Origin of the sequence: Arthrobacter sp. NQ4 (genome assembly GCF_029077345.1) — a bacterium.
Lineage (GTDB): Bacteria > Actinomycetota > Actinomycetes > Actinomycetales > Micrococcaceae > Arthrobacter.
In genome coordinates, this window is record NZ_JARETC010000008.1 from 58,448 (window position 1) to 79,961 (window position 21,514).

A 21,514-nucleotide genomic window follows, 5' to 3' on the forward strand; every position below is an offset into this window, starting at 1 on the left:
AGGGCAGGGCCTGCTAGGGCAGCCGGGACGGCCGCAGGACGCTGGCCTCGCCTGCCCGGGCAGGGTCCAGCGGCACAGGGCTGACCAGCACGGCAGGACCCCGGTGCAGGAAGCCGCTGGAGACGGCCCGGCAGCGGATGCCCCCGCGGCCACGCATGGCCGGATGGGCGCCGGGGGCGAGCATTTCGTTCATCCATGCGCACGGCTGGGCGTGCCGCCCGCCGTGCAGGGCCACCGAGGAGCCGCCGGATTCCAGCACGAAGTCCTGCCCCAACAGTGGGGCCAGCTGGGCCCCGCGCAGCACCACGTTCCGGCGGGTCAGCAGCGGATCGAACGGCGCCGAGCCCAACTCTGCGGCGATGGCCTCGAGGGACTCGACGGCGAACAGGGTCACCGCAGCATCCATGTGCGCGGCCTTGCCGAAGAACCGGTCGCCCACGATGCCCTTGCCGGCCACCACCTCAGCCTGCGGAGCATCAGTGGTGGGAACGTCGGCGGCGCCGTCCCGGGCTCGGCCAAAGTAAGCATGCGCGGGGGATACCAGCAGGTGCAGGATCTCGACGTCGTACCGGAACATTTCGGGCATACGGCCAGCGTAGGCCAGCCCGGCATTGAAATCCTGCCGCCGGATGGAAGGATCAGGAACCATGAAGACTTCACCGGCCGGCCAAGCCAGTGCGCCGCCCAGGAAACGGACGGCCCTGTTCTGGGCATCGGCAGGGTGCGCCGCCGCCCTGACCGGAGTTGCGCTGTGGATGCTGGCAGGCAACCCCGCCGTCCTGGGCGGCCACCCGCTGCTGCCGTGCATCCTGCTGGCCGCGGCAGCCGCCGGTGCAGCCTGGGCAGCCCTGCTCTGGCTCCGCCGCGATGTGCCCCGGCCCCGCTCCCGCGTCCGGGCCATCGGCGCGTGGGCCGGCAGGCTGGCCGTCCTGGCCCTCGCCGCCGGGCTCGCCTGGCTCAACCCCTTCGCCTATCAGCCGGGCCCGACGGCGGAGGCCGGGCCTGCGTCGGACCTCACCGTCACCGAAACGGACACCGCCATCACCATGGCGCCCGACGCAGCCAGAACCACCAAGGGGCTCGTCTTCTACCCGGGAGCACGCGTTGATGCCCGGGCCTACCAGGACGTCCTGGCTCCCGCGGTCGGTGCCGGGTACCGGGTGGTCATCCTGAAGGAACCGCTCGGGCTCAGCCTGCTGGACGGCAACCAGGCCCGCAGCGCCATCGAGGACAACCCGGACATCGCTACGTGGGCGGTGGGCGGCCACTCCCTGGGCGGGGTGTCCGCATCGTCATTCGCCCTGGCGAACACCGACATCACCGGCCTGGTGCTGTACGCCTCCTACCCGGTGGAATCGCTGCGGGGACGGACCGGCCTTTCCGTCCTGTCCGTCTCCGGGACCAAGGACGGTCTCAGCACGCCGGACAAGATCCAGGCCTCCCGGGAACTCCTGCCTCCGGATACTGAGTTCGCCGCCGTCCAGGGCGGAGTGCACGCGTTCTTCGGCGACTACGGTGATCAACCCGGCGACGGCGAGCCCGGCATCAGCCGCAGCGCCGCGCAGCAGCAGATTGGCGCCGCCACCGTCAGCTTCCTGGGCCAGCTGCCGGGAAGCCGCTGACGCAGCGTCCTAAGTAGGCCCAGCCGCCCGCTTTACGCACCGACGTACGCGGCCAGATGCTGGCCGGTAAGCGTGGCCCGGCCGGCCACCAGGTCAGCCGGGGTGCCCTCGAAGACGATCCTGCCGCCGTCGTGCCCTGCTCCCGGACCGATGTCGATGATCCAGTCACCGTGCGCCATCACCGCCTGGTGGTGCTCAATGACGATCACGGACTTCCCGGAATCCACCAGCCGGTCCAGCAGCCCTAACAGCTGTTCCACGTCCGCCAGGTGCAGCCCCACCGTGGGCTCATCCAGGATGTAGACGTCCCCGGACTCCGCCATCTGGGTGGCCAGCTTGAGCCGCTGGCGCTCGCCGCCGGACAGCGTGGTCAGCGGCTGGCCCAGTGAAATGTAGCCCAGGCCCACGTCCGCCAGGCGTTCCAGGACCTTGTGCGCGGCGGGCGTTTTGGCCTCGCCCCCGGCAAAGTACGCCAGTGCCGCATCCACGGACATGTCCAGGACGTCCGCGATGTTCTGGCCGCCCAGGGTGTATTCGAGGACGGCGGGCTGGAAGCGGCGGCCCTCGCAGTCCTCGCAGGTGGACTCCACCGTGGCCATGACGCCCAGTTCGGTGAAGATCACCCCGGCGCCGTTGCAGGTGGGGCACGCGCCCTCGGAGTTCGAGCTGAACAGCGCCGGCTTCACACCGTTGGCCTTGGCGAATGCCTTCCGGATGGGCTCGAGGAGCCCCGTGTAGGTGGCCGGATTGCTCCGCCGTGAGCCCTTGATGGCACCCTGGTCGATGACGACCACGCCTTCGCGCTTTGCCAGCGAGCCGTGGATCAGGGAGCTCTTGCCGGACCCGGCCACGCCCGTCACCACGCAGAGCACGCCCAGCGGCACATCGACGTCGACGTCCTGCAGGTTGTTCGTCGACGCGCCCCGGACCTCCAGGGCGCCCGTAGCGTTCCGGAAGGACTCCTTGAGGCGGGCGCGGTCGTCCAGGTGGCGCCCGGTGATGGTGCCGCTGGAACGCAGCCCGTCCACGTTGCCCTCGTAGACGATCTCGCCGCCGCCGGTGCCGGCCTTGGGACCGAGGTCGACGACGTGGTCGGCGATGGCGATCATCTCCGGTTTGTGCTCCACCACCAGGACGGTGTTGCCTTTGTCCCGCAGCTGCAGCAGGAGCGTGTTCATCCGCTCGATGTCGTGCGGGTGCAGGCCGATGCTGGGTTCGTCGAAAACGTAGGTGACATCCGTGAGGGAGGAGCCCAAATGGCGGATCATCTTGGTCCGCTGTGCCTCGCCGCCGGAGAGGGTGCCGGCCGGGCGGTCCAGTGAGAGGTAGCCCAGGCCGATCTCGGCAAACGAGTCCAGCAGGTCCCGGAGCCCGGCGAGCAACGGCCGGACCGAGGGCTCGTCCAGCATGCGGATCCACTGCGCCAGGTCGCTGATCTGCATGGTGCACAAGTCCGCGATGTTCTTGCCGTTGATCCGCGAGTTGAGCACCTCCGGCGTGAGCCGCGTTCCGCCGCAGTCCGGGCAGGTGGCGAACGTGACTGCGCGCTCCACAAACCGCTTCACATGCGGCTGCATGGCCTCCACGTCCTTGGAGAGCATGGACTTCTGGATCTTGGGGATGACCCCTTCGAACGTGAGGTTGACGCCTTCCACCTTGATCTTGGTGGGCTCGGCGTACAGCATCGTGTCCAGTTGCTTCGCCGTGAACTTGCCGATCGGTTTGTCCATGGGCAGGCCCATGCCCTCGAACAGGCGGCCGTACCAGCCATCCATGGAGTAGCCGGGAACAGTGAGCGCGCCTTCGGAAAGGGACTTTGACTCGTCGTAGAGGGCCGTCCGGTCGATGTCGCTGATGTTCCCCATGCCCTCGCAGCGCGGGCACATGCCGCCCAGGTAGGTGACCTGGCGGACCACGTTCTTCTCCACCCGGCCGCCCTTCTCCGTGCTCATGATGCCGCTGGCCTTGCGGGTGGGCACGTTGAAGGAGAAGGCCGTGGGCGGGCCGACATAGGGCTTGCCCAGGCGGCTGAACAGGATCCGCAGCATGGCGTTGGCGTCGGTGGCCGTGCCCACAGTGGAGCGCGGGTTGGCACCCATCCGCTCCTGGTCCACGATGATCGCCGTGGTCAGGCCCTCCAGCCGGTCCACGTCCGGTCGGGCCAGGCTGGGCATGAACCCCTGGACAAAGGCGCTGTAGGTTTCGTTGATCATCCGCTGCGACTCGGCGGCGATGGTGGCGAACACCAGCGAGCTCTTGCCGGAGCCGGAAACACCCGTAAACGCGGTCAGCCGGCGCTTGGGCAGCTCCAGGCTCACGTCCTTCAGGTTGTTCTCCCGGGCGCCTTGGACCCGGATCAGGTCGTGGCTGTCGGCTACGTGCGCCGCCTGCCTGGTTTCCATGTCTGCTTCCGTGCTCAAGGTGTCCCCCTCTTCCTGGAGCGGCGCCGGAACGGAGCTGCGCTGGCAGCCCCGTTCCGGCGTCGTCCGTTATATACGTGCTTGTTTATATGCCTAGGGTTGCTGGTTGATGCGGACCGTGTTGCCGGCCGGGTCGCGGAAGGCGCAGTCGCGGATGCCGTACGGCTGGTCGATGGGTTCCTGGACCACGTCGGCCCCGGTTGCCTCCACCTTGGCGAACGCGGCGTCCACGTCGGGGGAGGAGAGGACGATGGTGGCGTAGGTGCCTTTGGCCATCATCTCGGTGATGGTGCGGCGCTCGTCCTCGGTGATGCCGGGGTCCACTGCCGGCGGGTGCAGGACGATGGAGACGTCCTTTTGGCCGGCGGGGCCCACGGTGATCCACCGCATGGTGCCTCGGCCCACGTCGTTGCGGATTTCGAAGCCGAGCGCGTCCCGGTAAAAGGCAAGGGACGCGTCCGGATCGGTGGCGGGAAGGAAGGTGGAAGAAATGTTGATGTCCATGGCAGTCATGCTAGTGACGGCTCACGGGCCGGCGCTTCTCGATTCCTGACCGGTCTGGTGACCTGTTTCGCTACGCAGGCCGGGATCCCCGCCGTCGACTCCGCTGCCTCCTGTTTGTAGACACTCGGCGGCATGCCCACCAGTTCACTGAAGCGGGTGCTGAAGGTGCCCAGCGAGGAACAGCCGACGGCGAAGCACACCTCGGTGACGCTGAGGCCGCCTTTGCGGAGCAGCGCCATGGCCCGTTCGATCCTGCGGGTCATGAGGTAGCTGTACGGGGATTCGCCGTAGGCAAGCTTGAAGCGGCGGCTGAAATGGCCGGCCGACATATGGACATCCCTGGCAAGGGATTCGACGTCCAGCGGCTGGGCATATTCGCGGTCCATCCGGTCTTTGACGCGCCTCAGCTGGGTGAGTTCACGGAGGTAGGGATCGGGTGCGGGACTGCTGGTCACAGCTTCGATCGTGCTACGCCGCGCGGGCCTTGTCCAGACGTGGGGAGTATCACGTATCGGCCGTAATTTGGGCGTCCGCGCGCGGGATATGATTATGCCGCCGGCCAGCGTAAGAGGTCCTCGCCCGAACAGGGCTCGAGTCAACGCAGAGCTGGATGATGCAGGTTCCACGGAACGGCATCCGGCGAAACCCAACCTTGAACCACCTCTTGAGCCCTGCCCTGATACTGCGCAGGCACCACCTTGGAAGGACGCCATGGAACTGCTGTGGGAAATTGCCGGCTGGGCAGGCGCTGTTGCGATTCTCAGTGCATACCTGTCTGTTTCCATGGGGTGGCTGAAGGCCGGCAAGGGCTTCCAGACCGCCAACCTCTTTGGCTCTGTCGCCTTCATCATCAATGGAACCCTGCACGGCGCCTGGCCGTCAGTGGTCACCAATGTTGCCTGGTTCCTGATCTCTGCGGTGGCGCTGGTCCGCATGCGGTCGGAGGAAGCTGCCGCCGAGCCGGCCGAGGTTGCGCATGTCCAGTACCCCGGCGTCCCGGACTCCACTGGCCAGCTGGCCGTCGTTGAGGCGTTCACCGATGCCCTGCCCGTGGTCGGTTCCGCACCCGTCCTGGCGGACGGGCCCCGGCTGGCCGTCTAGGCCAACGACGGCGGTCCGCGCCGCAGGCGCTTTAAGGCTCCCGCCCAAAAGACCTATTGACAGGACAAATTGTCTCTCATACCTTGTTAGAGCGCTCCATTATCAGGAGTGGCCTTTCAAAGGAGAGAACCCCATGAGGCTTGGTGTCTACAACGCGATCCTGCATGACCGTCCACTGCCCGAGGCGCTGACGGTCATCGCCAACCTGGGCCTGACGGGAATCGAGATCAATACCGGCGGCTTCCTTCCCCCGGTGCACGTTCCCACCTTTGACCAGATCCTGGAAAGTGACGCGGCGCGTGATGACTACCTGGCGCTATTTGAAGGGACCGGCGTTTCCATTGCGGGGCTGAACTGCAACGGCAACCCGTTGCACCCCAATCCGGAGATCGGGGAGAAGCATGCCGGGGACATCCGCCGCTCCATCAGGCTGGCGCACCGGCTGGGCCAGACCCGCGTGGTCACCATGTCCGGCCTGCCCGGCGGCGAGCCCGGGGCGACCGTTCCCAACTGGATCGTCAACGCCTGGAACTCGGCCGCACTGGACGTCCTGGACTACCAGTGGGAGATTGCGGCGGAGTTCTGGAAAGAGATCGACCAGCTGGCGCGCGAGCTCGAGGTCAAGGTGGCCCTTGAACTGCACCCGCAGAACCTGGTGTTCAACACCGCCGACGTCCGGAAGCTGATCGGGCTCACGGGCGCCACGCACGTGGGTGTGGAACTGGACGCCAGCCACCTCTTCTGGCAGCAGATGGACCCGGTGGCCGTGGTCCGCGAACTGGGCCCCCTGGTATTCCAGGCTGCCGCCAAGGACGTCCGCATCAACAAGGAAAATGCCGCACTGTACGGGGTCCTGGACAACAGCTTCCGCCGGCTGTCCCCGGACGAGAACCGTACCAACCTGGGCGGTGACGAATGGGCCAACGAGTGGCCACGGCACTCCGCCTGGGACTTCGTGGCCCTGGGCCGCGGCCATGACACCGCCTACTGGACGGAGTTCCTGCGCGCCCTGCACGAAGTGGACCCGGAGATGCTGGTCAACATCGAGCACGAGGACGTTTCACTCGGCCGGATCGAGGGCCTTCAGGTAGCTGCGAAAGTCCTGCGTGACGCGGACGCGGCACTGCGGGAGTCGCTGGCCTCCACTTCGGCGTAGAAGGCCTGTTCTTCCCTGCGGTTACAGCAGGGGATGGCTTTGCGCGTCCGGATCGCCGGCGCGGACGGTGGCACGGTCCACGATGTCCTGGGCAACAGCGTAGACCTTGCGGTTTGTGTCCTGGCTCAGCTGGCTGATGAGCTCGTAGGCCTGGTCGGCGGTGACACTGGTGCGGCCCATCAGGACGCCCTTGGCCTGTTCAATGACAGCCCGGTTGAGCGCCGACGCCGCCACCGCCTCGGTGGCGAGCTGGTGCCGGTCCGTGTGGATTGACGTCGTGAGGTCCACCACCACGCCCCAGACGCCGATCGGGGTGTCTCCGTCCATGATGTAGTCGGCGGAGTAGAGCAGCTTGTGCTGGTGGTCCTTGCGGTCCCGGATGGACAGGTACATGGATGACGGTCCGCCCTGGGTGGACACATGGTCCCAGTAGGCCTGCACCCTTGGCCGGTCTTCGGGCTCGACGTGGGGAAGCACCATCTCCATGGTCGGGACCACCTCGCCCCGTTCGTACCCGTAGATGCGGTACAGCCCGTCCGACCAGCGGAAGACGCCGTCCGCGAAGTAGTACTCAACGAATCCGGTGGGGCAGTTGAGGAAATCGGTGTGCTGGACGTTACCCTGCGCGGAATCTGGGTGCCTGCTGCTTGGTTTCAATAAAGGGCCGTTCGATGTGCTGTAGCCCGGCTCCCCTGCGCCCAGGCCTGAAAACACCAGAATATAGCAGAGCTCCCGCGGTCTGGACCGCAGGCCTGGGCGGGTCAGGCAGCGCCGTTCAGCAGGGCCAGGCGAACAGCGGACTTAGTGCGGAGACTCCTCCGGGGAGGCGGCGCCCAGGGTGGCGATCGCCTCCCGCACCACGGCCAGGTCCTGGTCGCCCAGGCCCTGCGCCACCAGTTCCGCGTACAGGTCGACGCCGGCGGAAGCCATGGGTGCGGCGGTGCGGGCAGTGGCGGCGCTTTCCAGCACGAAGGACAGGTCCTTGTGCATGAACTTCGCCGGCCCTGTCGGCGTGTAATCCTTTGCCGCGAGCCGGGGGCCCACCACCTCCAGCACCCTGCTGGCGGCGAGGCCGCCGGACAGGACCTCAAAGAGGGCTTCCACATTCAGCCCGGAGCGTTCCGCAAGCTCGGCAGCCTCGGCGAGTGCCGCCGTCGTGGTTCCCACGATCAGTTGGTTGCACGCCTTGGCCAGCGAGCCGGCACCCAGGTCACCCAGCCGGCGGACGGAGGTCCCCATTGCCTCCAAAGCCGGGAGGGCCCGGCTGAAGTCTTCCGGGGAACCGCCGGCCATGATGGCCAGGGTTCCCCGCTGCGCGCCGACCGTGCCGCCGCTGACCGGGGCATCAAGCACCGAGGCACTTCCGCCGCTGGCATCCGCAACAGCGAGCCCGAAGGCCCGCACCGCAACCGGCGACACGCTGCTCATCACCACAACGAGTGTTCCCGGTGCGGGCGGCGCCGCCCGCCACGCCTCCAGGAGCCCCGCCGCAGCCTCTTCAATGAAGGGGAGGTCGGGGAGCATGAAGATGATGACGGGCTCGTCCCGAAGGTCCGCAACGTGGCTGGCGGCGTTCCCGCCCAGCGCCTCGAGGTCGCGGACGGCGCCGGGGGAGCGGTTCCAGCCCGTGACGTTCCACCCTGCCGTGAGCAGGTTGGCGGCCATCGGCGCTCCCATCAGCCCCAGCCCGACGAACCCCGCACTTTTGGGCGCAGGGTCCGTCGGGGCGGCGTTGCCGATGGTCACTTGGCATCCTCCACGAGCACCAGGTCGCGACCGTTGGTTTCCGGGGTGAAGAAGGTGGTGGCGAACGAGATAGCCGCCAGGACCAGCGAGTAGAGCGCGGGTACCAGCCAGGAGTGGTTGGTGGCCGCCAGCAGCGCGACGCCGATCATCGGGGCGAAGCCGCCCGCGAGCACGGCCGAAAGTTCACGGCTCAGGGCCACGCCGGTGAAGCGGTGCTGCGAGCCGAAGAGTTCCGGGAGCAGGGCGCACTGCGGGCCAAGCATGGACTGCACGCCCAAGGCGATGCCCACCACCATGACCACCCAGACCAGGGCCACGTTGCCGAGCGTCACCAGGTAGAACGCCGGCAGGGCGATGACGGCCTGGAAGAGCGCGCCGTAGCGGTACACGGGAACCCGGCCAAAGCGGTCGGACAAGGCGCCGAAGGCAACAACCAGCACCGCTGCGAAGCCCGCGGCAATCAGCAGGCCGGTGGGGCCGATGAACTTGTCGCCGGGAAAGACGCCGGCCGGCATGCTGATGAAGGACACCAGCAGCGCGGAGTAGATGGACGAGTTGCCGTTCTCGCCCATGCGGAGGCCAATGCCCACCAGCACGTTCTTCTTGGAGTGCTTCCAGATCTGGCCCACCGGATTCTTGACCACGGCCTTGTGCTTCTCCAGTTCCTGGAAGACCGGGGTCTCCTTGAGCCGGAGCCTGATGAAGACGGCAATCGCGATCAGGATGATGCTGGCCAGGAACGGAACGCGCCAGAGCCAGCCCTGCAGGACCTGCTTGTCCGCCAGGGCCATCAGGGCAAAGGTGCCGGCGCCCAGGAGGGTGCCCAGCTGGATGCCCACGAACGGCAGGGAAGCGAAGAAACCACGACGACGGCGCGGGGCCACCTCGGAGATGAGGGTGGTGGCGCCTGCCTGCTCGGCGCCGGCGCCCAGGCCCTGAAGGATGCGCAGCGTCACCAGGAGCACCGCCCCCAGCATTCCCGCCTGGTCGAAGGTGGGCAGGAGGCCGATGGCGCAGCTGGAGAGGCCCATCAGGCCGATGGTCAGGATGAGCACCATCTTGCGGCCGAAGCGGTCGCCGATGTGGCCGAAGACCACGCCGCCGAAGGGCCGTGCCGCGAAGCCGACGCCGTACGTGGCGAAGGAGGCGATAACGGCTCCGCTCTCGCCCAGCGGGGCGAAGAACAGTGGTCCGAAGATCAGGGCCGAGGCCAGGCCGTAGATGTAGAAGTCGTAGTACTCCAGGGCGGACCCTACGGAGCTGGCAAGTGTTGCCCTTCGCAGCTGGTCCGGATCGACGACGGCGCCGTCCGTGGTGGCCTGCGGTGAGTTAGTACGAGTTGTCACGAAAACTCCCTCTAATGCACTCCAGGCCCCCGTTGGCCTGGTGGGATAGCGGCAACACCTGTTGTGTCGATCACTATGCTGAACACAATACAGCAAGCTGAACAACTGGCAACAGTTTTTGGTTTTGAGTTACGGAAAGCCGCTGGGCGGGCCCGGGCCTAGCCCATCGGGTTGCCCAGGGAGTGGGCCAGTTCCTGCAGTTCCTTGACCATTTGGGAGCCCTGCTCCGGCGTGTAAGTGGCCTTGAGGGCTGTCACGGACAGGCCCAGGCTGGGACCGTGGGCGCCGCGGGTGGGGACGGAGACGGCGAGGCACACCACGCCTGTGGTGGATTCCTCGTCCTCGAAGGCAAAGCCCTGCTCGCGGATCTCCTTCAGCTGCGCCTTCAGTTCCGCGCCGGTGCGCAGGGATTTGGGGGTGAGCACCGGCAGTTCGGCGTCATCCGGGAACATTTCCTCCAGGTCATGGTCACGCAGCCGCGCGATCAGGGCCTTGCCCACGGCGCACAGGGACACCGGCATCTTGTCGCCGATGTTGGATGTGAGCCGCACGGCGGGGTGGCCCTCATACCGGGCCAGGTAAATGACGTTGGTGCCATCCAGCATGGCGATCCGCACCGTTTCGCGGGACAGGACGGAGGCCTGCTCGCAGTAGCGGTAGAACTCCTGTACCTCATCCATCCGGCCGAGATACGCGGCGCCCAGTTCCACCAGCTTGCGGCCCAGCGTGAACTCCGAGCCCTGCCGGCTGATCAGGCGGGCCTCCTCCAGCGCCAGCAGGAGGTTGGAGGTGGAGGACTTGGGGATTCCCACTTCGCGCGAGAGGTCACTCAGGGTGAGGCGGCCGGTGGCCGAGGCGGCAAGGGCATCCAGGACGGCTGCTGCCCGGGTGACGGCCGGCGCCGGCGAGGTGGCTCCCGCTTTGTCGGATGAAGCGGGGATGTGGGAATCGGCCATGATTCTCCTTAGGTCGCCAGGGCAGACTGCGGTTCCGTTCAGTCAACTGAACGCAATCCATCATAAGGGCCGCGGCGGTTCACGGCGCCGTCAGGCCACCGGGCTGCCCAGGGTCCCGATGCCCTCCACGGCGATCTCCACCCGGTCCCCGGGCTCGACGGGTACCACTGTGGCGGGCGCTCCGGTCATCACCACGTCGCCGGGTTCCAGGGTGAGCCAGGAAGTGACGTAGACGAGGCAGTCCACCACTGTGGAGGGGAGGTTGAAGGTCCCGGAGGTGGCCTTGGCTGTCCCGTTGACGTAGACGTCGATGGCCACTTTCTCGGGATCCGGGAGTTGGGTTTCCATCCAGGGGCCCAGGGGAGTGTAGTTGACGCCGGACTTGCCCTGGAAGTTCCGCTCGTCCACCGCGTTCTGGTCCACGTTGGTGACGTCGTTGACGCAGGTGTAGCCCAGGACATGGTCCAGGGCGTTCTCCGCGGTCAGGCTGGCGGCTGTCCTGCCGATCACGACGGCGAGTTCACCCTCGGCATTGACCGTGCCTTTGCCGCGGACCGCGGTGATGGTGTCGCCGGGTCCGGCGACGGTGTGGACGGACTTGTGCCACGCCTGGATGGGCAGTGGGTGGTCGTTCAAGGTCCGGTTGTGGCCAATGCCCAGGACGACGGCGGGCGTCACCGGGGCGAGGAATGTTGCCTCCCTGTGGGTGGTGGCGCCGCCGGTGTAACGGAGGGTTTCCTCAAAGGGGTCGATGATGTGGTGCCAGGTGCCGTCGCTTTCAACGGCGTGCTGCGGGCCTGCTGCTGTTTGGATTCTGGCGATGCGCACTTCTCTGCCCGTCCTAGTAGAAGTGGACCGTGTCCACGAGGTGGGGGAGGTCCCCGCCGTCGAGGAACGTCCGGAGGTTGCTGCAGAACCGTTCGGTGATGAGGCGGTTCTCGGCGGCGCTGAGGGCTGAGGTGTGCGGCGAGACCATGACCTTGGGATGGTTCCACAGGGGGCTGTCCTGCGGCAGTGGTTCCACGGCGAAGACGTCAAGGCAGGCGTAGCCCACCTGGCCGTTGTCCAGGGCCTCCAGCAGCGCCTCCTCGTCCACCACGGTTCCGCGGCCCACGTTGACGAAGGTGGTCCCGGGCTTCATGGCGGCGAACAGGTCCCGGTTGAACAGCTTTTCCGTGTAGGCGGTGCCGGGCAAGGTGTTGACGACGGCGTCTGCCGTGGCCAGGAGGGCGGGAAGCCCGGCGTTGTCCACAACCTGGTCGATTCCGTCGATGGGCTCCACGGTCCGCTTGGTGCCGCTGACCTTCATTCCCAGTGCGTTGGCGATCCGGGCGGTTTCCAGTCCGATTTCGCCGAGGCCGCTGATGACCAGGTTGGATCCATTGACCAGTCGGGTGGGGACCCGGAGGCTGGGCCAGGCCTTCACGGCCTGGTCCTGGGCAAGTTCGGCGCTGCGCTTGAAGCCGTTGAGGATTCCCATCGCTGCGAACTCTGCGAGGGGCAGGGCATGGACCCCGGCGGAGGTGGTGATCTTGAACTTCTGCAGGACGTCCTGGCTCAGGCCCGACGCCTTGACCGCTCCGCCCGCCCCGGCCGCCATCGCGTGGACCCACTGCAATCGCGGGTTTTCCCGGGCGATGCGCGCCAGGCCATCAGGGCTCTCGTTGGGGAAGCCGTACAGCACCTCGGCGCTGTTGAGCATTGCCCAGTAGCGCTCTTCCTGTTCAGCCGACCGTTTGAAGGCCGGATCCCCTGCGTGGTCGGCGGGGAAGCGTTCCGGCGGCAGGAGGCCGGGCTCGTAAAGGACGGTGACGGCGGGGTCAACGGCGCGGATCTGGTCCACAAGCTCTGCTTCGAGCGGGACAGCGATGGCCACGGTCTTGGTGGAAGTCATGCGTACAGCATACTGGGTGATGTTCGACATATTGAACATCTGGTAACACATGGTTCCTTTACTTCGATTAGTTTTTCAACGAATGACATCAGCCTGCTCCCCCCGACGCTTCCTGGCTGATTCTTGGAAGTCATCGGGTTTGCCGGCAGTCAGTTGGGTCCCCGACGTCACTGTCACAACGTCTTAGGGGGCACGTTTTGGATTCAAAGGACCATGAAGACAGGCTTGTCATGCTGGGGGTCAACGGCGGACCTGTCATCGCGCCCGGCGAGGCCCAGCCCGCCCTCGCGCTGGTAGTCAACAATGCTGTCTACCTGGTGGATTGTGGGCTGGACAGTGCACGGCAGCTGGTCCACTCGGGGCTCGGCTTCGGCCCGGTCCGGAGCGTCTTTATTACCCACCATCACTTCGACCACACGTCGGGGCTGCCGGGGCTGCTGCTGCACGGGTGGACGGCCCGGCCGCCGCTGTCGTTCCTTGACCTGTGGGGACCGCCCGGGACCAATGCCAAGGCAAGGAACCTCCTGGCCGGCTTCGAGGACGACATCTCCCTGTGCCAGGCGGGTGGCGGTTTTGGCCCGTTTCCGGCGGTCGAAGGCCAGGACGTCGAACTGCCTGCTGATGGCACCATCACTCCCGTCATGGAGGATGAGAACGTGGTGGTGGCCGCAACCAGGGTGTTCCACGGCCCGGAAGTGGCGGACTCCTATGCGTACCGGTTCACCATTAAACGCACGGGCAAGGTGGTGGTCTTTTCCGGCGACACTGCCGCCCATGACGCAAACCTGATTGCCCTCGCCAAGGACTGCGACGTTCTGGTCCACGAGACACAGGACAACTCCGCGGTTGAGAGAATCGCTGCCGGTCTTCCCGGGCCGCAGGCCGCCGAATTGACCAAGCACTTGTTCGAAGCGCATTCCAGCGTCCTTGAACTGCCGGCCATATCCGCAGCTGCAGGGGCGGGAAGCTCGTCCTGAGCCATTACACCCCCACCGTTCAGCCTCCGGAGGTGTGGCTGGCCATGGTGCTGCCTGCGGCCGAAAAAGCGGGATACACCGGAGAAATTGTCGCTCCCGCGGCTTTGGACGTGATTCCCCTGTGACCTGCTGGTTTACCGGAACCCGGAGGTGTTTGACCCGGACAGGTTGAGTACGTCCTTCAGCATCGCCAGTGCCGCCCCCTTCGGGCTGGAGCGGCCGCCCTGGGCGGTGATGTCCCCGGCGTCCGGGCACCTGAAGACCATGGCCTTTTCCGGTCCAGCAATGGCGAAAAGCGGGTCCCCCGGTGCCACGGCTTCCAAGCGGACCGTGACCATCATGGGCCGCTCCAGGGAGGCGGACGCCACGGCGCGTAAACGCAAGCCTTGCCCGGAGGCCTCCAGTGCCCTGGCGGCCGTGGAGGAGTCGATGGGCTCCGCCTCCACCGCCATGGTGGACACGTCCCAGTTCCAGAGGAGCCCGGCGATAAGCCGCACCTTTGTGGCCGCATCCTTCCCGGACAGGTCCGCGGAAGGGTCTGCCTCCGCGATGCCGCGGCGCTGCGCTTCCCGGACCGCGGACTCCAGCCCGGCACCGCGGGACAGCTCATCGAGAATGAACGTGGATGTGCCGTTGGGGCAGGCCCGGACGGCGCTGCAGCCCATGCCCCGAAGCGCGACGCGGGCCATGTCCGCCGTGGGAAGCGCGGCGCCGGTGGCCCCCGAGATACGGATGCGGCTCCCGCCATCGACGGCGGCACGCTCAAGGTCCCGCCAGTGGCTGAGGATGTGGCTTTTGGTTGCTGTCACTACATCCACCCCACTCCGGAGGGCAGCAACCGCTTCCTCCAGGGCACGGGCGTGAGCGTCCGGTGCGGATGGCAGGGCCTGGACCAGGACAGTGGCGGCGGTCCGGGACAGTGTTTCCTCAATGGGCCCGATTTGGTCCCATGACGAACGGGCCGGCACAGCGGAACCCGCCGCAAGGAAGACTTCGGTCCTGTGACCGCGGATGGCAGCAAGCTGCAACAGGGGACCCTGCTCCAGGACAGCATCGACGAAGGCGCGGCCCACGGCACCGAAGCCGGACAGAACCAGCCGCACAGGTTCCACCAACGGCCCCTACTTCTTCGTCATCCTGTACCGCTCAATCTGCCGCAGCCGCCGCAGGAGGCTGTCGCGCCGCGGGTGCGGGACGGCGTCGGGCTCTTCCGCCGTGAGATCGATGTGCTTGGTGCCGTACTGCCAGAGGAGGAGGTCGTCCAGGAGCCGGTCCGGGCCGGGGGAGTAGCGGTGGTCCAGGGCCTTGCGGACCTCCGTGATCTGGTTGGCGCTGAGCAGTGCAGCCAGTTGCATGGTCTGGTTGAGCCCATGCGCGGCGAGGAGCTCGGCAGCCCAGCCCCAGTCGTCGTCCACCTTGCGGTCCACGTGCGGGAGCAGGGTCCGCCAGACGTCCCGGATCCGGTTGGGCGTCAGTGGGGCTGCACCCTCGCCGTCCATGTCCCAGTAGCCGCGGACTTCCTCGTAGCTTTCGTGAAGGTCCGAGAAGGCCGTTTCCACGGTTTCCAGCATGGCGGCGGTGGCGGTGAACTGCCGGTCGAAGTGCGGCGTCCAGGCACGGGGGTCCTCGGCCTTGAACCGGATATCGTGCTCAATCTCGCTCCACGCATGCGCGAAAATGGTGCGGATCTGGCACTCGAAAAAGTAGCTGCCGTTGGGCTGCAGGTCCGGGTTGAAAACCTGCTGGTACTCCTTGACGGCTTCATTCTGGATGGTGCGCAGGATCAGGTGCCGGCTGGAATACCCATAGGTGCCGGACTCGATTGAACCAATGTCCTTTTCCCGGTCGCCGCGGCAGTCGAAAAGCTGCCGCTGGCGCTTGATGATGTTGGCCACCTCGGCGTTCTCCGCCGGCAGCTTGGTGATCACCCGGATGCCCACCATGTCATTGAGCGTGCGGAACGGGTCCGGAAATTTCAGGAGCCTCCGCCCGCCCGGCTCCAGCGGCTCCTCGGTGCGTGAGATCTTTTCCTTGAAGGATTCCACGGTCTTGGTGCGGCCGGTAACGAACAGCGGGGTGACCTCACTGTCCTTCAGCATGTCCCGCAAAACCAGCAGGACATCACGGGTAACCAGCTTCAGGGCAGGCCGGACGCGCTCATAGATTTCCACGTTGTGCTGCACCGACTCACGCAGCGGTGCGTCCAGACTTTCCCAGTTACTCGGCATGGTCCCAGCTTACGGCCGGGGTCCGACAGGAGGCCTACGTTGCGGCGGCCGACGTGGAGCCGCGCACCACCAGCGAGGTCTCCAGGGTGACGCCGCCGGACCCCAGCGACTTCCCCTCCATGAGCCCGCGCAGCTGCTCCCCGGCCTTCTGGCCCAGGGCCGTGGCAGGCAGGTGCACGCTGGTCAGGCCCGGATTGCTGGTGGCCGAATAGGGCAGGTCGTCGAACCCGGCCACGGCCAGCTCCCCGGGAATCCGGATCCCTGCGACGCGTGCTTCCTGCAGCACCCCGTACGCGTGGGTGTCGGTGGCGCAGGCGACGGCGGTTACCCCCGCGCGCTGCCAGTCCGGCCACGCTTCGGCGAACGCGCCCGCCGCGGCACCGACGTCGATGGTGGTGCTGATAATGCGTTCCGGGCTGACGGTGATGCCGCGCGAGGCGGCCTCCTCCAGGAACGCCGCACGCCGGACCGCAAAGGTCTCGGTGCCGGTCACGCTGTCCACATAGGCAGCTTCCCTGTGCCCGGCGCCGGCCAGGTGCGCCGCCAGCTGGCGTGCCCCGCTGGCCACATCCAGGTTCACGGAGGGCGCGTAGGACTCCAGTCCCGGCGCATCAAGCAGGACAAGGGGCGACGGCGACGCGAGGTCTTCGAGGAACCCGGCGTTGGGTGCATCCACCAGCAGCCCTGCCGGCCGCAGGGACATCAGGCGCCGGACGTCGTCGGCCTCCGGAAATTCGCCGGCCTCCGTGACGGACAGCAGCAGCTGGTACTGCGGGCCCAGCGACTCCCGCACCCCGGCGATCACCTTGGCGAAGAACGGGTTGGAGATGTCCGGCGCCACCAGGATCACAATCGAGCTGACGCCCTTGGCCAGGGAACTGCCGATCCCGTCCACCACGTACCCCAGCTCCGCAATGGCCTCCCGCACCCGGGAAATGTTGTCCTCGGCCACGCGCCCGGCGGTCTTGCCATTGGCCACCAGCGACACCGTGGCCACCGAAACGCCGGCCCGCGCAGCGACCATCGCCGCCGTCACCCGCCGCGGCCGTGGCCGTTGCTGCTGCACCTGTTCCCCGGAATCCATACTTTGATCGTAGTAGGCACGGCCGGGCACCGGTCCCGCCTTGGAAAGACGCGCATGGTGAGAGAGGAGGACTTCCATGCCCGCCAAGGCATCAAGCGTTTGACGTGCGGGAATGCGTAGACAACGTTAAGCGTTTGACGTGAACCACAAAACCCTGCCATGATCACTCCCGGAATACTCAAGACCCCTGCCCGCAAGGCAGGCCCCAATGACGTGGAGCACCATCGTGGAACCAAATCCCCAAGCGAGCCAGCACCGGACGGGTTCAACAGAACCCCGGAAGATCATCCTGGACTGCGACCCCGGCCACGATGACGCCGTGGCCCTGCTGCTGGCACACGGCAACCCCAACATCGAACTGCTGGCCGTCACCACGGTGGTGGGCAACCAGACCCTCGAAAAAGTCACCCGCAACGCCCTGGCCGTCGGCACCATCGCCGGCATCACCGGCGTCCCCTTCGCCGCCGGCTGCCCCCGCCCGCTGGTCCGCAGCATCGAAACCGCACCGGACATCCACGGCGAGTCCGGCATGGACGGCCCCGCCCTCCCTGAGTCCACCATCGAACTGGACCCGCGCCACGCCGTCGACCTCATCATCGACACCGTCATGGCGCACGAGCCCGGCACCGTCACCCTGGTCCCCACCGCCGGCCTGACCAACATCGCCCTGGCCGCCCGCAAGGAACCGCGCATCGTGGAACGCGTCAAGGAAGTGGTCCTCATGGGCGGCGGCTACCACGTGGGCAACTGGAGTGCCGTGGCCGAGTTCAACATCATCATCGACCCCGAGGCCGCCCACATCGTCTTCAACGAAAAATGGCCCGTGGTCATGGTGGGCCTGGACCTCACCCACCAGGCGCTGGCCACCCCGGAGGTGGTGGGGAAAATCGCCGCCATCGGCACCGGGCCCGCCAAGTTCGTCACCGAACTGATGGACTTCTTTGCCCACACCTACAAGGACGCGCAGGGCTTCGACTACCCGCCGGTCCACGATCCCTGCGCCGTCGCGTACGTCATCGACCCCAGCATCGTCAGCACCCGCAAGGTCCCCGTGAACATCGAACTCCAGGGCACGCTGACCCTGGGCATGACCGTCGCGGACTTCCGCGCCCCGGCCCCCGCCGACTGCCACACCAGCGTGGCCGTGGACCTGGACCACGCACGGTTCTGGGACCTGGTCACCGACGCGCTGGTCCGCATCGGCGAGCCGGCCGGCGTCGTACGCCCGGAAAGTGCCCAGCTCACCGCCGGAGGCGTCAAGTAGATGGCCACCGCAACCATGACTGAAACCAAGACCGGCCGCGGCAACATCGCCGCCCTCATGACCGCCCTGCTGGCCGCCTGCGTGGCGTTCCAGCTCAACGCCTCCATGCTCAGCCCCGCCCTGGTGACCATGGGCCAGGAACTCAAGGCGGACCAGGCCCTGATCGGGCTCTCGCAGACCTGGTTCTTCACCGCCGCCGCCCTGTTCTCCCTGTTCCTGCCGCGCCTGAGCGACATCATCGGCCGCAAGAAGGTCCTGGTGGGCATGATGCTGCTCATGGCCGTGGGCTCCGTCATCGCCGCACTGGCCCCGGACATCACCTGGCTGTTCGTGGGCCGCATCATCCAGGGCGTCAGCGGCCCCACCGTCCCGCTCTGCCTGATCATGCTGCGCTCCGCCGTCAGCAACCCGCGCAAGTACGGCACCCTCATGGGCCTCATCACCGCAGTCAACGGCGGGGTAGCCGGCGTGGACTCCTTCGTGGGCGGCTACTTCGCCGAGCACTTCGGGTTCCGCAGCATCTTCTGGCTGATGGTGGTCCTGGCCCTCGCGGCCACTGCCCTCATCACTTTCCTCGCCACCGAGAGCAAGCCCGGCGCCGGCACCCGGATGGACTGGCGCGGCGTGTTCTTCATCGTCGTCGCCGTGGGCGCCCTGCTCACCGCGCTCAACGAAGCAGCCAAGCTCGTGGCCGGTTTCGACTCCGGCACGCTCATGCTGAGCCTGGCGCTGGTGCTGGTCTCCGCCGTCGCGTTCTTCGCCTTCTGGCGCACCGAACAGCGCGCCGCCCAGCCCATGGTGGAAACCGTGCACCTGCGCCAGCGCGCCACCTGGGCCCCGCTGCTCACCACCACCCTGACCATGACCGGAATCTTCGCCGTGATCAACGGCATCGTGCCCGCCTATGTCCAGGCAGCCGACCCGGGCTTTGGCGTGGGACCCACCGAGATGTCGCTGATCATCCTCACCCCGTACGCCCTGCTGGGCTGGCTGGTGGGCCCGCTCAGCGGACGCCTCGCCCCGGTGCTCGGGTACACCAAGGTGCTGCGGATCGGGCTGCTGGGCAGCATCGCCGCGCTCGCCGTCATCGCGTTCCTGGGCCTGCACAGCCTGCCCATGATGATTGCCGGCACGGTCTTGCTGGGCATCATGTACGCCGGTACGGTCAACATCATGCTCAACGGACTCGGCGTCGTCCTCTCGCCCGCTGGCAACCCCGGCTTCCTCCCCGGCATGAACGCCGGCGCCTTCAACCTGGGCGCGGGCCTGAGCTTCCTCATCCTGCCTGCCGTCCTGGTGGCGACGTCCGCACTCGGCGACGCGACGGCGTCGTACCTGACCGTCGTGGTGGTCGGCCTGGCGCTGACCGTGGCAGCGTTCGCGGCGTCGCTGCTGATCCCCAAGCCGGTTGAGGCCGAGGTGGCCGCATGAGTGCTGCCGCTGCCGCTCCAGGCCGGATCGTCGTCGTCGGCTCCCTGAACGCGGACCTCACCATCTACTGCGAGCGGCTCCCGCAGCCCGGCGAAACCGTGCAGGGCAACGGCTTCGCCGTGAACCCCGGCGGCAAGAGCGCCAACCAGGCAGTGGCCGCAGCCCGGCTGGGCGGGCACGTCAGCCTGGTGGGCGCCGTGGGGGAGGACGCCAACGGCAACATGCTCGAGGCTTCCGTGGCCGGGGCAGGCGTGGACGTCAGCCATGTGCGCACGTCCCGCGAGCCCACGGGTGTTGCCGTGATCGCCGTGGACGCCCGCGGCGAGAACAACATCATCATCTCTGCCGGCGCCAACGGCACCCTGTCCCCGGCGGACGTGGCCGGAGCCGCGGACGTCCTGGAGGGCGCCGCCGTGGTGAGCCTCTGCCTGGAAGTCAGCATGGAGACGGTGCTGGCCGCCGCGCAGGCAGGGCACGACGCCGGCGCAACAGTGTTGCTGAACCTGTCGCCGTATGCGGAGATCCCGGCTGCTTTGGCCGGGTTGGCAGACGTCCTGCTGGTCAACGCGCACGAGGCCGCGCTGTTCCTGGCTTCTGACATTCCAGGGGCCGACGCTGTTGGCTCGGACTGGGACGCGGTGCGCGAACGGTTCGCAGGCCACGGGATCCAGCAGGTGCTGGTGACACTGGGTTCGCAGGGGTCCGTGGTGCTGGACTCGCTCGCTGCACCCGGCGCCCGGGTGACCCGTGTCCAGCCCACCACGGTGGGCGCCGTGGACACCACCGGGGCCGGGGACGCTTTCACCGGTGCCGTTGCGGTCCGGCTGGCGGCGGGCGATGCGCTCGCGGAAGCCGCCGCATTCGCCTCCGTTGCCGCGGCGTTGGCCACCACCCGCAAGGGGACGCAGGCGGCGTATCCGGAAGCGGCCGACGTCGAACGCCGCCTCAGTACCGCCTAAACCACGCACCTTCTAAAACCCATCCATTGCTCCGTACTTGTCGTTTTCGCGCCCCAAAACGGCGTTTACGGAGCAATCGATTCCGGCAGGGTGAGGCCGGTGTGCTCCGCGAGCCGGGCCAGCAGGGCGTCCTGGAACCGCGGATCAATGGCGGCCGGGTGCGGGGCCTGCAGGTGCTGGTGGTACCAGTAGCCCCCGCCGGCCAGGGCGGCCGGATCATCACTGGTGGCCAGCCATTCCTGGGTGCGGTGGCCCAGTTCCAGGCTGTCCGGGGCAGACCGCCCGCCCATCCGGGTGGGCACCCAGCCGGGATCCACCGCGTTGCTGGCGACGCCCGGCACCAGCCTGGCCACGGCTGCCGACAGCGCAGTGACGTGCAGCTTGGTGGTGGAGTAGGAGGCCGTCGTCGTGCGTCCTGCCCAGTCCATGCCGTCCAGGCCGGTGTCGCCGCCGCGGTGCATCCCGCTGCTCAGGTAGATGAGCCGGCGGGGGCCGGGAATGAGGGCGGTGAGCACGTACGGTGCCACCACGTTCACCGGAAGCAGCGCCGCGCCGCTCAGGACGCCGGCATTGTGGATGACAACGTCGATGCCGCCGATTCCGTTGACGTCCTCCGCGATTTTCCGGACGTCCGCCAGGATGGCCAGGTCCCCGACAACACTCTGCGCCCCGCGATCCAGCAGGTGCTGGACTGCGGGGATCCGCTTCAGGGACCGCGCGTGCACGATCACCTCATGGCCGTCCCGCAACAGCGTGTCCGCCGCCGCGAGGCCAAGTCCGTCGGTGGATCCGGTGATGAAGATGCGTGCCATGTCCGGCCCTTCTT

The 21,514-nt window shown here is 67.3% G+C and carries 21 protein-coding genes; 7 read left to right on the top strand and 14 right to left on the bottom strand.

What is annotated here, in order from left to right; all coding sequences use genetic code 11:
- Positions 1-13: 13 nt before the first annotated feature.
- Positions 14-586, bottom strand: a complete 573-nt coding sequence (locus tag PUN51_RS14195) for an MOSC domain-containing protein (protein ID WP_224024081.1) — start codon at positions 584-586, stop codon at positions 14-16.
- A gap of 61 nt (positions 587-647) precedes the next feature.
- Between PUN51_RS14195 and PUN51_RS14200 the strand changes: the two genes are divergently transcribed.
- Positions 648-1,622, top strand: coding sequence for an alpha/beta hydrolase (locus PUN51_RS14200; RefSeq protein WP_224024083.1), 975 nt, complete (start codon positions 648-650; stop codon positions 1,620-1,622).
- A gap of 32 nt (positions 1,623-1,654) precedes the next feature.
- On the opposite strand, the gene PUN51_RS14205 is transcribed toward PUN51_RS14200, so the two are convergent.
- The 3 genes from PUN51_RS14205 to PUN51_RS14215 form a co-directional block, all read right to left on the bottom strand.
- Positions 1,655-4,024: an excinuclease ABC subunit UvrA gene (locus tag PUN51_RS14205; protein WP_275181466.1), complete on the bottom strand. Its 2,370-nt coding sequence runs from the start codon at positions 4,022-4,024 to the stop codon at positions 1,655-1,657.
- 111 nt (positions 4,025-4,135) lie between these two features.
- On the bottom strand, positions 4,136-4,555 hold the full coding sequence (locus PUN51_RS14210; protein WP_159634762.1) for a VOC family protein: 420 nt from the start codon (positions 4,553-4,555) through the stop codon (positions 4,136-4,138).
- Positions 4,552-5,001 carry a helix-turn-helix transcriptional regulator gene (locus PUN51_RS14215; protein ID WP_275181376.1) on the bottom strand — a complete coding sequence of 150 codons (450 nt, stop codon included), beginning with the start codon at positions 4,999-5,001 and terminating at the stop codon, positions 4,552-4,554. Before PUN51_RS14215 ends, PUN51_RS14210 begins: the two co-directional genes overlap by 4 nt.
- 256 nt (positions 5,002-5,257) lie before the next feature.
- Here PUN51_RS14215 and PUN51_RS14220 point away from each other — a divergent pair, with 256 nt between their 5' ends.
- Together PUN51_RS14220 and PUN51_RS14225 are read left to right on the top strand one after the other, a co-directional pair.
- Complete coding sequence (locus tag PUN51_RS14220; RefSeq protein ID WP_275181377.1) at positions 5,258-5,647, top strand: CBU_0592 family membrane protein; 390 nt, start codon at positions 5,258-5,260, stop codon at positions 5,645-5,647.
- 133 nt (positions 5,648-5,780) lie between these two features.
- A complete protein-coding gene (locus PUN51_RS14225) occupies positions 5,781-6,803 on the top strand; it encodes a sugar phosphate isomerase/epimerase family protein (protein WP_275181378.1) in 1,023 nt (340 codons plus the stop codon).
- A gap of 21 nt (positions 6,804-6,824) precedes the next feature.
- On the opposite strand, the gene PUN51_RS14230 is transcribed toward PUN51_RS14225, so the two are convergent.
- From PUN51_RS14230 to PUN51_RS14255, 6 genes are all read right to left on the bottom strand, one after another.
- The gene (locus tag PUN51_RS14230; protein WP_275181379.1) at positions 6,825-7,460 is read right to left on the bottom strand and encodes a PAS and ANTAR domain-containing protein; all 636 of its coding nucleotides are present in this window, start codon (positions 7,458-7,460) and stop codon (positions 6,825-6,827) included.
- Between the two features lie 144 nt (positions 7,461-7,604).
- Positions 7,605-8,549: an NAD(P)-dependent oxidoreductase gene (locus PUN51_RS14235; protein WP_275181380.1), complete on the bottom strand. Its 945-nt coding sequence runs from the start codon at positions 8,547-8,549 to the stop codon at positions 7,605-7,607.
- The gene (locus PUN51_RS14240) at positions 8,546-9,895 is read right to left on the bottom strand and encodes an MFS transporter (protein ID WP_159634747.1); all 1,350 of its coding nucleotides are present in this window, start codon (positions 9,893-9,895) and stop codon (positions 8,546-8,548) included. The genes PUN51_RS14235 and PUN51_RS14240 overlap by 4 nt, the downstream gene beginning before the upstream one ends.
- 158 nt (positions 9,896-10,053) lie before the next feature.
- Positions 10,054-10,851, bottom strand: coding sequence for an IclR family transcriptional regulator (locus tag PUN51_RS14245; protein ID WP_159634744.1), 798 nt, complete (start codon positions 10,849-10,851; stop codon positions 10,054-10,056).
- A 90-nt stretch (positions 10,852-10,941) separates the two neighbouring features.
- Entirely contained in the window at positions 10,942-11,679 is a 738-nt protein-coding gene (locus PUN51_RS14250) for a fumarylacetoacetate hydrolase family protein (protein WP_275181381.1), read from the bottom strand.
- A 13-nt stretch (positions 11,680-11,692) separates the two neighbouring features.
- Positions 11,693-12,745, bottom strand: coding sequence for a D-2-hydroxyacid dehydrogenase (locus PUN51_RS14255; protein WP_275181382.1), 1,053 nt, complete (start codon positions 12,743-12,745; stop codon positions 11,693-11,695).
- 197 nt (positions 12,746-12,942) lie between these two features.
- Here PUN51_RS14255 and PUN51_RS14260 point away from each other — a divergent pair, with 197 nt between their 5' ends.
- On the top strand, positions 12,943-13,722 hold the full coding sequence (locus PUN51_RS14260; RefSeq protein ID WP_275181383.1) for an MBL fold metallo-hydrolase: 780 nt from the start codon (positions 12,943-12,945) through the stop codon (positions 13,720-13,722).
- 134 nt (positions 13,723-13,856) lie between these two features.
- On the opposite strand, the gene PUN51_RS20750 is transcribed toward PUN51_RS14260, so the two are convergent.
- From PUN51_RS20750 to PUN51_RS14275, 3 genes are read right to left on the bottom strand one after another with little or no spacing between them, the layout of a single operon-like run.
- Complete coding sequence (locus PUN51_RS20750; protein WP_275181384.1) at positions 13,857-14,834, bottom strand: hypothetical protein; 978 nt, start codon at positions 14,832-14,834, stop codon at positions 13,857-13,859.
- 9 nt (positions 14,835-14,843) lie between these two features.
- The gene (locus PUN51_RS14270) at positions 14,844-15,950 is read right to left on the bottom strand and encodes a GTP pyrophosphokinase (RefSeq protein ID WP_275181385.1); all 1,107 of its coding nucleotides are present in this window, start codon (positions 15,948-15,950) and stop codon (positions 14,844-14,846) included.
- A gap of 34 nt (positions 15,951-15,984) precedes the next feature.
- Entirely contained in the window at positions 15,985-16,974 is a 990-nt protein-coding gene (locus PUN51_RS14275; RefSeq protein WP_370871796.1) for a LacI family DNA-binding transcriptional regulator, read from the bottom strand.
- A 268-nt stretch (positions 16,975-17,242) separates the two neighbouring features.
- On the opposite strand from PUN51_RS14275, the gene uriH reads away from it, so the two are divergent.
- From uriH to PUN51_RS14290, 3 genes are read left to right on the top strand one after another with little or no spacing between them, the layout of a single operon-like run.
- Positions 17,243-18,298, top strand: coding sequence for a uridine-preferring nucleoside hydrolase UriH (uriH, locus tag PUN51_RS14280; protein WP_275181387.1), 1,056 nt, complete (start codon positions 17,243-17,245; stop codon positions 18,296-18,298).
- A gap of 15 nt (positions 18,299-18,313) precedes the next feature.
- Positions 18,314-19,729 (top strand): uridine transporter UriT, encoded by a 1,416-nt coding sequence (gene uriT, locus PUN51_RS14285; protein WP_275181388.1) that lies wholly within the window; start codon positions 18,314-18,316, stop codon positions 19,727-19,729.
- The gene (locus PUN51_RS14290; protein ID WP_275181389.1) at positions 19,726-20,688 is read left to right on the top strand and encodes a ribokinase; all 963 of its coding nucleotides are present in this window, start codon (positions 19,726-19,728) and stop codon (positions 20,686-20,688) included. The genes uriT and PUN51_RS14290 overlap by 4 nt, the downstream gene beginning before the upstream one ends.
- Positions 20,689-20,753: 65 nt before the next feature.
- Here PUN51_RS14290 and PUN51_RS14295 read toward each other — a convergent pair whose 3' ends face one another.
- Complete coding sequence (locus PUN51_RS14295; RefSeq protein WP_275181390.1) at positions 20,754-21,500, bottom strand: SDR family NAD(P)-dependent oxidoreductase; 747 nt, start codon at positions 21,498-21,500, stop codon at positions 20,754-20,756.
- Positions 21,501-21,514: the final 14 nt, after the last annotated feature.